The following is a 9938-nucleotide window of genomic DNA, read 5'->3' as shown; positions in this document are numbered from 1 at the left end:
TCAGCCGCGCTCGGACGGCACCGAAGACAATTCGAACGGGCTGCTGCTGCGGCGCTGGTTGCGGTCTTCACGGGGCGTGGCGCCGAAGAAGTTGCGGTAGGCGCTGGAGAAATGCGGCCCCGAGGAGAAGCCGCACGACAGGCCGATCTGGATGATCGACTTGCTGGTTTGCATGAGCATCTGGCGCGCCTTGTTCAGGCGCAACTCCAGGTAGTACTGGCTGGGAACACGGTTGAGGTATTGCTTGAAGATGCGTTCGAGTTGTCGTCGCGACACGCAAACGTGCTGGGCGATTTCGTCGGTGGTCAGCGGTTCTTCGATGTTGGCTTCCATCAGCAACACCGCCTGGGTCAGCTTGGGATGGCTGGAGCCCAGGCGGTTTTGCAGCGGAATGCGCTGGCGTTCGCCGCCTTCGCGGATGCGCTCCACCACCAGTTCTTCGGAGACAGCCCCGGCCAGTTCGGCGCCGTGATCACGGGCCAGCACCGCCAGCAGCAGGTCGAGCACCGACATGCCGCCACACGCGGTGAGGCGGTCGCGGTCCCAGTCGAACAGGTGGCTGGTGGCGATGACCTTGGGGAAACGCTCGGCGAAATCGTCCTGCCAGCGCCAGTGCACGGCGGCGCGGTAGCCGTCGAGCAGGCCGAGCTGGGCCAGCGGGTAGACACCGGCCGACAAGCCACCGATCACACAGCCTGCGCGCACCAGCTGCTTGAGGGCGGAGCTTAATTGGGAAGCGATGACGGTCGGCGGTTCATCCGCCAACAGGAACAGCTTCTGGAAACCTTCGAGTTTGCCGGCCCATGGCTCACCCGGCAGTTGCCAGGCACCTTCAATCACTGGCTCGGCTTGCAGGAACGACAGCTCGTAGATCACGTCCGGATGCACCCGCTGGGCAACGCGCAAGGCCTCCTCAGCCAGCGCAAGCGTCAGTGCCTTTGTGCTGGGCCAAATCAGGAAACCAATTTTGTGGGCGGTCATGGAGTGCTATCCGAAGCGAGGAACGGTAATGAAGACAAAGGCCAATGCTAGCTGGTAAACCCACACAAATCTCAAAAACGATCAAGATCCGCCCTGCTGTAGGAGCGAGCTTGCTCGCGAAAAACCTGAGAACGCCGAGGGGTGTCATGTTGCCCGCGTTATCGTTGACGATTTTCGCGAGCAAGCTCGCTCCTACAGGAGGGGGGTTATTTCAAGCTGCCCGACAAGAACTGCTGCAAGCGCTCGGACTGCGGGTTCACCAGCACTTCGCGCGGGTTGCCGCGCTCTTCGACGATGCCTTTGTGCAAGAACACCAACTGGTTCGACACTTCACGGGCAAAGCCCATTTCGTGGGTCACCACCACCATGGTGCGGCCTTCCTGGGCCAGGTCCTGCATCACCTTGAGTACTTCGCCGACCAGTTCCGGGTCGAGTGCCGAGGTCGGCTCGTCGAACAGCATCACCTCAGGTTCCATCGCCAGGGCACGGGCGATCGCCACGCGCTGCTGCTCACCGCCGGACATGTGCCCGGGGAACGCATCCTTGCGATGGCCCACGCCGACCTTGGCCAGGTAGTGCTCGGCCTTGTCGCGGGCTTCTTTTTTCGGCATGCCCAGCACGTGCACCGGGGCTTCCATCACGTTTTCCAACGCGGTCATGTGCGACCACAGGTTGAAATGCTGGAACACCATGGACAGGCGCGAACGCATGCGCTGCAACTGCTTGGGGTCGGCGGCCTTCATGGCGCCGTCCTTGTTGGCCACCAGTTTCAGCTCTTCGTTGTTGAGCAGGATCTTGCCGGCGTGGGGCTGCTCCAGCAGGTTGATGCAGCGCAAAAAGGTGCTTTTGCCCGAACCGCTGGAACCGATGATGCTGATCACATCACCGGCCGCGGCGGCCAGGGACACGCCTTTGAGCACTTCATGACTGCCATAGCGTTTATGCAGGTCTTGGACTTCAAGCTTGTACATGCGGTCGGTTCTCACAGAAACAGGTGGTCAGTCGTTGAGCAAGCGCCCGTGACGCAGCGCTTCGCGCCCCGCCACCTTGGCCAGCCAGAAACCCGCTTGGGCATAACGTAGCCGTTCAACGGCAAACAACACCCCCGAGGTGCCCGCGTAAAGGGTGCTTACGCGGTCTTCCAGGGGGTCAATCACTTCAAAAATCGGCTCGCCCTTCTCGACCCGGTCACCGGCTTTACGCAGGTAACTGATCACCCCGGCGTGGGGCGCGAACAACAATTCGGTGCCTTCAAAGGGCAGGCCTTCACACGGCTCGTGCTGGGGCGCAGGCCATTCGCCCTTGATCAGGCCTTGCTCGGCAAGAAACGCCAGGATGCCTTCGGCGTGGAAGATGGCCTCGTCACGGCCGGTGTCGGCCTGGCCACCCAACTCCAGCGTTGTCGCCAGGCAGGCCAGCGGAATCTGCGCGTCGGGGAAGGCACGGGACAGGCGCAGCCACGGCAAGGAGCAGGCTTCATCGAACGAGCTGCCGCCGGAGTCTTCCGCCAGCAGGCCGACTTTCACATTCAGATGCGCCGACAGCGAACGCCACTGCGGCCAGTGCTGGGGCAGCGCATACATGTGCAGCGCGGCTTCGGCGTCGCAGTGCAGGTCAAGGACGATATCGGCCGTGCAGGCGTGGCTCAGCAAAATACGCTGCATGCCTTGCAGCTGGCTGCTCGGCGCGGGCAATGCGCTGAGCACATCGCTCATCGCCTGGCGGATCATGCGCACATTGGCGTGGGGATCATCGGCCAGTTTGCCTTTGAGCAACTCGGCAACCGGCTCGCTCAACTCCACGAAGTCGCGGTTGAAATTCTTGCCGCTACCGACCTCGAAACGTCCCTGGTGACTGCCTTGCAGCAACTGGCCCAGGCCCATCGGGTTGGCCACCGGCACCAACTCGATCACGCCGTTCAGGGCGCCTTGCTGCTCCAGCTCGGCGAGACGCTTCTTCAGCTCCCACGCCGCGCGCATGCCGGGCAATTCATCGGCATGCAGGCTGGCCTGGATATACGCCTTGCGCTCGCCCTTGCCGAAACGGAACACGCTCAGTTGGCGCTCGCAGCCCAGGTGGCCCCAGGGCAACAGATGATCGATACGTTGCATATCAGTGCTTCCTTGGCGCCAGGTAGCTCAGCCAGCGGCGCTCGGCCAACTTGAACAGGCGTACCAGGATAAAGGTCAGGCACAGGTAGAACGCGCCGGCGGTGATATAGGCCTCGAACGGCAGGTAGAATTGCGCGTTCACCGTGCGCGCGGCACCGGTGATGTCGATCAAAGTGACGATGGAGGCCAGGCTGGTGGTCTGCAGCATCATGATCACTTCGTTGCTGTACTGCGGCAGCGCGCGGCGCAGGGCCGACGGCAGCAGAATGCGGCGGTACAGCTTGTAGCGCGACATGCCCATGGCCTTGGCCGCTTCGATCTCGCCATTGGGCGTGGCCTTGAGGCTGCCGGCGATGATTTCGGCGGTGTAGGCGCTGGTGTTGATCGCAAACGCCAGGCACGCGCAGAACGTGGCGCTGGACAGCAGCGGCCACATGAAGCTTTCGCGCACGGTTTCGAACTGCGCCAGGCCGTAGTAGATCAGGAACAGCTGCACCAGCATCGGCGTGCCGCGGATCACGTAGGTATAGAGCCAGGCTGCGCCGTTGACGATCGGCTGCTTGGACACGCGCATCAAGCCCAGGGGCAAGGCGGCGAGCAGGCCGAAGAACAACGAGATGGCGAGCAGTTTCAGGGTGGTCAGCAAGCCGCCGAGGTACAGCGGCATGGCCTCCCAGATGACGTTGTAGTCGAAGATCATAGATCAGCCGCCCTTACGCCTACCGAGTAGCGCTTCTCGAGGTAGCGCAGCGCCAGCAACGACACGCTGGTGATCACCAGGTACATCGCCGCCACTGCGAGGAAGAAGGTAAAAGGCTCGCGGGTGGCGTCGGCCGCCTGCTTGGCCTTGAACATCATGTCTTGCAGGCCCACCACCGAAATCAGCGCGGTGGCCTTGGTCAGCACCAGCCAGTTGTTGGTAAAACCGGGGATCGCCAGCCGGATCATCTGCGGCACCATCACCCGGAAAAACACCTGGAAACCGCTCATGCCATACGCAAGGCCGGCTTCGGCCTGGCCCTTGGGGATGGCCATGAAGGCGCCGCGGAAGGTTTCCGACAGGTAGGCGCCAAAGATGAACCCCAGGGTGCCGATACCGGCGGCCAGGGGGTTCAAGTCGATATAGTCGTCGTAGCCGAGCATCGGCGCGACGCGGTTGAGCAGGTCCTGACCGCCGTAGAAAATCAGCAGGATCAGCACCAGGTCGGGGATCCCGCGGATCACCGTGGAGTACAAGTCACCCAGCCAGGCCAACCAGCGCACCGGCGACAGGCGCAACGCGACCCCGATCAGACCCAGAACAATGGCCAAGGCCATGGACGACAAGGCGAGCTGAAGCGTCAACCATGCGCCATCGAGGATGACGGCCCCGTAGCCTTTCAACATGATTCAGGTCCTCGAAAAGGGGGATGAAAAAATGGCGCAAACTTCAGAGTGTTCTGTTGCTTGCGCCATTTCGGACAGACAGCTGCGACGGTTTACTTGGCGTCAGCGCCGTAAATGTCGAAGTTGAAGTACTTGTCCTGGATCGTCTTGTACTTGCCGTTGGCACGGATCGCCGCGATGGCCGCGTTGATGCGCTCCAGGTTTTCCTTGTCGCCCTTGCGTACCGCGATGCCGATGCCGTCGCCGAAGTATTTGGCGTCGGTGAAGGCCGGGCCGGTGAACGCGTAGCCTTTGCCGGCCGGGGTGTCGAGGAAACCTTCCTGCAGCAGGGTGGCGTCAGCCACGGTGCCGTCGAGGCGACCGGCTTCCACGTCCAGGTAGATTTCGTTCTGCGAGCTGTAAGGCACGATGGTGGCGCCTTTAGGGGCCAGGACTTCCTTGGCGAAACGGTCATGGATCGAACCGCGCTGCACGCCGATTTTCTTGCCTTTCAACTCATCCAGGCTGTCGCTGACCGCCGTGCCTTCCTTCATCACCAGGCGCGCCGGGGTCAGGTAGTAGCGGTTGGTGAAGTCCACGGACTTCTTGCGGTCGTCGGTGATGGACATGGACGATAGGATCGCGTCGATCTTGCGCACTTTGAGCGCCGGGATCAGGCCGTCGAACTCCTGCTCGACCCAGGTGCACTTGACCTGCATTTCTTCGCACAGCGCATTGCCGATGTCGTAGTCAAAACCGACGATGCTGCCGTCCGGCGCCTTCGAGGCAAACGGAGGGTAGGCCGCTTCGATACCAATTTTCAGCGGCTTGCCTTCGGCAAAAGCCTGCATGGACAGCACGGACAGCGCCAGGGCGCCCAACAGCACAAGTTTCTTCATCTTGGGACTCCATCGGTATAGGGCAAAACAGCAGTATGAGCCATGGCCCACGATGCGGCGAAGGTGAAACCGAATAGCAGTGCTGCGTCCCACACCAGATCAAGCCTGGAGACGACGAGCGAGTGATCGGCATTCTAACGACAGGCCGGAAGCCGATATTTCCTCAATGCGACAACAATTTACAGATGCACCGAGAAAGCGGTTCCAGCTCATTGACAGCCTCTGGATTTTATGCAGAGACAAAAGACATTCAACCTGTAGATGCTGCAAATTGCGGGCCTATTATTCGCAAACCCTTCTGGGACGGCAAGTGGGGCGTTTGATCTTATTTCCATGGGTGTCTAAAAGGCGGCTTTCAGCGGCGCTGGCGTAGCGCATTGCCTCATGTTTGGGCGTGGGGTTACACATTTGGTCAAGGCGGTAACATTCTGAAACTTCCGGTGAGAGAAACCGATATTTATTCGGCTGGTGGTTGTACCACCGATGCTCGCCATGAAATGCAATCCAACCTGTGGGAGCTGGCTTGCCTGCGATAGCGGCGGGTCAGTCAGCCGGTCTGTGACTGATACACCGCCATCGCAGCATAGGTATCTACACATTTCTGTAGTGAGCGGGCTTGTCCCGCGCTGGGTGGCGAAGCCGCCCCAACAAAGACACCGCGCAGTTTCAGATAAACGCAATTCGCCTGGTTTGGGGCCGCTTCGCAGCCCAGCGCGGGACAAGCCCGCTCACTACAAGGAGATTTGTCAGCGTTTGAAAGTTGTGTAGATACTTATGGCCATCGCAGGCAAGCCAGCCTCCCACAGTTTGATCTCCACTGATTTCGATGACCCACAAAAAAGCCCCACCCGGCTCACACCGAATGGGGCTTTTTCCCACCTACCCCGCCTTACGCGACGTTCATGGTCTTGTGCGTCTCAATCAAATGCGCCACCACCCCCGGGTCGGCCAAGGTGGAGATATCCCCCAACCCGTCATATTCCGCCGTGGCAATCTTGCGCAGAATCCGCCGCATGATTTTCCCCGAGCGCGTCTTCGGCAAGCCCGGCGCCCACTGGATCACGTCCGGCGAAGCAATCGGCCCGATCTCTTTACGCACCCAGTTCTTCAACTCCAGGCGCAACTGCTCGCTGGGCTCTTCGCCGCCGATCAAGGTGACGTAGACATAAATGCCCTGCCCCTTGATGTCGTGCGGCACACCCACCACCGCCGCTTCGGCGACTTTCGGGTGGGCGACCATGGCGCTTTCGATCTCGGCGGTGCCCATGCGATGGCCGGACACGTTGAGCACGTCATCCACGCGCCCGGTGATCCAGTAGTAACCGTCTTCGTCGCGGCGCGCACCGTCACCGGTGAAATACATGCCACGGAAGGTCTTGAAGTAGGTGTCGACGAAGCGGTCATGGTCGCCAAACAGCGTACGCGCCTGGCCCGGCCACGAATCGAGGATTACCAAGTTGCCTTCGGCCGCGCCTTCGATCAGGTTGCCCAGGTTGTCCACCAGCGCCGGCACCACACCAAAGAACGGCCGCGCCGCCGAACCCGGCTTGAGCGCATGGGCGCCCGGCAACGGGCTCATCATGTTGCCGCCGGTTTCGGTCTGCCACCAGGTGTCGACAATCGGGCAACGGGATTGGCCGACGTTCTTGTAGTACCAGTCCCAGGCTTCCGGGTTGATCGGCTCGCCCACCGAACCCAGCAGGCGCAGGCTGCTGCCGTCGGCGCCTTCGCAGGCGGCAGTGCCGGAAGCCATCATTGCGCGGATCGCGGTCGGCGCGGTGTAGAGGACGTTGACCTTGTGCTTGTCGACGATCTTCGCCACCCGCGTGATATCCGGGTAGTTCGGCACGCCTTCGAACAGCAAGGTGGTCGCGCCATTCGCCAGCGGGCCGTAGACAATATAAGTGTGGCCGGTGACCCAGCCAACGTCGGCGGTGCACCAGTAGACTTCGCCCGGGCGGTAGTCGAATACGCGCTCATGGGTCAGGGCCGCATACAGCAGGTAGCCGCCGGTGGTGTGCTGCACACCCTTAGGCTTGCCGGTGGAGCCGGAGGTATAGAGGATGAACAGCGCTTCTTCGGCGCCCATTTCTTTGGGCGCGCACACGGTGCCCGCCACTTTCATCAGGTCTTCGTACCAGATGTCGCGGTGCTGGTTCCACTTGATCTGGCCATTGGTGCGCTTGCACACGATGACCTTCTGGATGCTGCTGGTTTCCGGGTTGGTCAGTGCGTCGTCGACGTTGGCCTTGAGCGGAATTTTCTTACCAGCGCGGATGCCTTCGTCAGCGGTGATCACCACCTTCGACTTACAGTCGATGATGCGACCGGCCAGGGCTTCCGGCGAGAAACCACCGAACACCACCGAGTGAATCGCACCGATGCGGGTACAGGCCAGCATGGCGACCACGGCTTCGGGGATCATCGGCATATAGATAGTCACCACGTCGCCGCGGTGCACATCCTGGCCACGCAGGGCGTTGGCGAACTTGCAGACTTGTTCATGCAGCTCGCGATAGGTGATGTTGCGGCTCTCGGCAGGGTCATCGCCCTCCCAGATGATCGCAATCTGGTCGCCACGCTCGGCGAGGTGACGGTCCAGGCAGTTGTAGGAAACGTTCAAGGTGCCATCGGCGAACCACTTGATGTCGACATGGTGATCGTCGAACGAGGTCTGCTTCACCGTGGTGAAAGGCTTGATCCAGTCGAGACGCTTGGCTTGCTCGCGCCAGAAACCATCGGGGTTGACCACCGATTGCTGGTACATCGCCTTGTAGGTCGCCTCGTCGGTCAGCGTGTTGGCTGCTACTTCGGGGCGGACGGGGTACAGGGAAGCCGCACTCATCTTTCTTACCTCGGTGACAATAGTTGTTGTTGTATGGCCCCTGTTGTAGCCGGGGTGGGCCTATAGAACCATTCGACGATGGTAGTAACAAGACCCTACAAATTGCCCTGCCATGCCCGAACACCGCTCTGGCCCGCGGCCTGTGGCGCATTGCGGCCAGGTGAAAAAACCTTCATCGGCCGATTGTTACAAAAACCGCCAAAAGTGTTTATCAAAACCACGGGTATATGAATAGAACCCAGGCGCCTAAAATCAACTCCGCCCACCAAGGCATTGTGATTAACACCGTAACAGCCCCCACGAAGGCAACGTTAATCCTAACTTCCCAACTCTCAAGTTACACACGTGGCCTCACAAGGGCCCCGTGACCCCTTTCGCCCTGAAGAAGGTAAATAGAGAATGAAAGCTTTAGTAGTGTTGGCCCTCAGCAGCCTGTGCGCCACCGCCGCCCTGGCCGACGAGGCCCCGACCGAGCTGGCCGGCCGCAACGCGCCGATTGTCGAGGACTACACCTACAGCACCCACTTGGACGTCGCCAAAGTATTGTCCATGAGTGATATTCCGCAAGTGTGCGAAGTTGTACCGGTGAAGATGGAATATGAAGACTCGCAAGGTCAGCGTCATATTCTTAATTATCATGTGATGGGCAATGGTTGCTCTAACGGGTAATAACTTGGTTATTTAGTTTCAACCCGGATCTTGGTCGCCGCAGGAAATCGTTCTTGCGGCCAAGAACCCACTCGACCGCCACGCGGATCAAATAGGGTAGCTGGCCTGCCGACCACGCTCTGGCACCCCGCCATTCAAATGTGGGAGCTGGCTTGCCTGCGATGGCGATTTCAGCCATACCATTCGCTCCTGTTAGTGAACCCAATCCTCGTAAGACAACCCCGACACGCGACTGAACTCCCGAATGTTGTTGGTCACCAACGTACACCCCGAAGCAATTGCATGCCCTGCAATCGCAGTATCATTTTGGCCGATGATCGACCCTTGCTCGGTTAGGCTTCGTTTTACTTCAACCGTCGCGTCCACCGCCGCCATGCCCCACGGCAGGACTTCATCGAGCCGCTTCACAAACTCATCGACTAACATCTTGTGTTTGGGCGATGCCTTTTTCCCAATCTGTCCATATCGCATTTCGGCATAAGTAATGGCCGAAATCACGATTCGATTGCTCCTCGCAACCTCCAATGCCAGTCGCTCAAGCACACACTCGGGCCGCTCACGCATGATGAACGAGCAAATGCAGGTATCCAGCATGTATGTCGTCACAGATTGAACCTGCCTTCATCGCCAACAACGTCCTGACGCTCCTGAAGAAAATCTTCGTCCGCCTTGGGCAACTCACTCAGCGACCCCCAGCTAGGCCGGACAGGTCGCAATGTGATCGTATCTCCATTGCGGGTGATTTCGAGCTCGCCGACTCCCTCGTAGGCCATGTCGTTTGGAAATCGAATAGCCTGATTCTTTCCGTTTTTAAAAATTGAGACTGTGCGCATGATTCAACTCCTACCTATGCGTGACATATGCAATGTAGGGATACGTAGAAGCCTATGCAAGGCATATGGCAATTTGCCGACGATTGGACATGTGTGCCAGTTGCCAAAAAAATCCGCCGCAGCAACACCCCGTAAACGCTTACTCCGGCTCAAAAAGCAGCCTTTTTGTCTCTGATCCGTGACCATCAGTCACAACACAAACCCGAATTTTTCCCTATAATGCGCGGGTAAATCG

At 59.6% G+C, this 9938-nt stretch carries 11 protein-coding genes and 1 pseudogene; 1 reads left to right on the top strand and 11 read right to left on the bottom strand.

Going from position 1 to position 9938, the window contains the following annotated elements:
- From ACLH0H_RS15705 to acs, 8 genes and pseudogenes are all read right to left on the bottom strand, one after another.
- Entirely contained in the window at positions 1-981 is a 981-nt protein-coding gene (locus tag ACLH0H_RS15705; RefSeq protein ID WP_307389965.1) for a GlxA family transcriptional regulator, read from the bottom strand.
- A gap of 52 nt (positions 982-1033) precedes the next feature.
- Positions 1034-1165, bottom strand: a pseudogene (locus tag ACLH0H_RS15700) (outer membrane lipoprotein carrier protein LolA); the annotation flags it as partial.
- A gap of 22 nt (positions 1166-1187) precedes the next feature.
- Positions 1188-1952, bottom strand: coding sequence for an ABC transporter ATP-binding protein (locus ACLH0H_RS15695; RefSeq protein ID WP_186694285.1), 765 nt, complete (start codon positions 1950-1952; stop codon positions 1188-1190).
- Between the two features lie 27 nt (positions 1953-1979).
- Positions 1980-3092: a succinylglutamate desuccinylase/aspartoacylase family protein gene (locus ACLH0H_RS15690; protein ID WP_411378705.1), complete on the bottom strand. Its 1113-nt coding sequence runs from the start codon at positions 3090-3092 to the stop codon at positions 1980-1982.
- Position 3093: 1 nt separating this feature from the next.
- Positions 3094-3792: an ABC transporter permease gene (locus tag ACLH0H_RS15685; RefSeq protein ID WP_076949627.1), complete on the bottom strand. Its 699-nt coding sequence runs from the start codon at positions 3790-3792 to the stop codon at positions 3094-3096.
- Positions 3789-4478 carry an ABC transporter permease gene (locus ACLH0H_RS15680; RefSeq protein ID WP_057723729.1) on the bottom strand — a complete coding sequence of 230 codons (690 nt, stop codon included), beginning with the start codon at positions 4476-4478 and terminating at the stop codon, positions 3789-3791. Before ACLH0H_RS15680 ends, ACLH0H_RS15685 begins: the two co-directional genes overlap by 4 nt.
- A gap of 92 nt (positions 4479-4570) precedes the next feature.
- Positions 4571-5356, bottom strand: a complete 786-nt coding sequence (locus tag ACLH0H_RS15675) for an ABC transporter substrate-binding protein (RefSeq protein WP_411378704.1) — start codon at positions 5354-5356, stop codon at positions 4571-4573.
- Between the two features lie 889 nt (positions 5357-6245).
- On the bottom strand, positions 6246-8201 hold the full coding sequence (acs, locus tag ACLH0H_RS15670; protein ID WP_411378703.1) for an acetate--CoA ligase: 1956 nt from the start codon (positions 8199-8201) through the stop codon (positions 6246-6248).
- A gap of 399 nt (positions 8202-8600) precedes the next feature.
- Here acs and ACLH0H_RS15665 point away from each other — a divergent pair, with 399 nt between their 5' ends.
- A complete protein-coding gene (locus ACLH0H_RS15665; RefSeq protein ID WP_411378702.1) occupies positions 8601-8870 on the top strand; it encodes a DUF2790 domain-containing protein in 270 nt (89 codons plus the stop codon).
- On the opposite strand, the gene ACLH0H_RS15660 is transcribed toward ACLH0H_RS15665, so the two are convergent.
- Genes ACLH0H_RS15660 through vapB form a run of 3 tightly spaced genes read right to left on the bottom strand, consistent with a single transcriptional unit; the run spans position 8860 to position 9703 of the window.
- Complete coding sequence (locus tag ACLH0H_RS15660) at positions 8860-9048, bottom strand: hypothetical protein (RefSeq protein ID WP_411378701.1); 189 nt, start codon at positions 9046-9048, stop codon at positions 8860-8862. The two genes, ACLH0H_RS15665 and ACLH0H_RS15660, sit on opposite strands and share 11 nt — an antisense overlap.
- 14 nt (positions 9049-9062) lie before the next feature.
- Positions 9063-9476 carry a type II toxin-antitoxin system VapC family toxin gene (locus ACLH0H_RS15655; protein WP_411378700.1) on the bottom strand — a complete coding sequence of 138 codons (414 nt, stop codon included), beginning with the start codon at positions 9474-9476 and terminating at the stop codon, positions 9063-9065.
- Complete coding sequence (gene vapB, locus ACLH0H_RS15650) at positions 9473-9703, bottom strand: type II toxin-antitoxin system VapB family antitoxin (RefSeq protein ID WP_124424705.1); 231 nt, start codon at positions 9701-9703, stop codon at positions 9473-9475. Before vapB ends, ACLH0H_RS15655 begins: the two co-directional genes overlap by 4 nt.
- Between the last annotated feature and the right edge of the window lie 235 nt (positions 9704-9938).

Origin of the sequence: Pseudomonas sp. MPB26 (assembly GCF_046605355.1) — a bacterium.
Taxonomy (GTDB): Bacteria; Pseudomonadota; Gammaproteobacteria; order Pseudomonadales; family Pseudomonadaceae; genus Aquipseudomonas; species Aquipseudomonas cedrina.
Note: the sequence above shows the minus strand (reverse complement) of the source record. Positions and strands in the feature narration are given on the sequence as shown.

Bases quoted from the DNA above. Each gene is read 5' to 3' on its own strand.
- ACLH0H_RS15695 (WP_186694285.1), bottom strand. From the start codon at position 1,952: ATGTACAAGCTTGAAGTCCAAGACCTGCATAAACGCTATGGCAGTCAT.
- vapB (WP_124424705.1), bottom strand. From the start codon at position 9,703: ATGCGCACAGTCTCAATTTTTAAAAACGGAAAGAATCAGGCTATTCGA.
- ACLH0H_RS15660 (WP_411378701.1), bottom strand. From the start codon at position 9,048: ATGGCTGAAATCGCCATCGCAGGCAAGCCAGCTCCCACATTTGAATGG.
- ACLH0H_RS15675 (WP_411378704.1), bottom strand. From the start codon at position 5,356: ATGAAGAAACTTGTGCTGTTGGGCGCCCTGGCGCTGTCCGTGCTGTCC.
- ACLH0H_RS15665 (WP_411378702.1), top strand. From the start codon at position 8,601: ATGAAAGCTTTAGTAGTGTTGGCCCTCAGCAGCCTGTGCGCCACCGCC.
- ACLH0H_RS15705 (WP_307389965.1), bottom strand. From the start codon at position 981: ATGACCGCCCACAAAATTGGTTTCCTGATTTGGCCCAGCACAAAGGCA.
- acs (WP_411378703.1), bottom strand. From the start codon at position 8,201: ATGAGTGCGGCTTCCCTGTACCCCGTCCGCCCCGAAGTAGCAGCCAAC.
- ACLH0H_RS15685 (WP_076949627.1), bottom strand. From the start codon at position 3,792: ATGATCTTCGACTACAACGTCATCTGGGAGGCCATGCCGCTGTACCTC.
- ACLH0H_RS15680 (WP_057723729.1), bottom strand. From the start codon at position 4,478: ATGTTGAAAGGCTACGGGGCCGTCATCCTCGATGGCGCATGGTTGACG.
- ACLH0H_RS15690 (WP_411378705.1), bottom strand. From the start codon at position 3,092: ATGCAACGTATCGATCATCTGTTGCCCTGGGGCCACCTGGGCTGCGAG.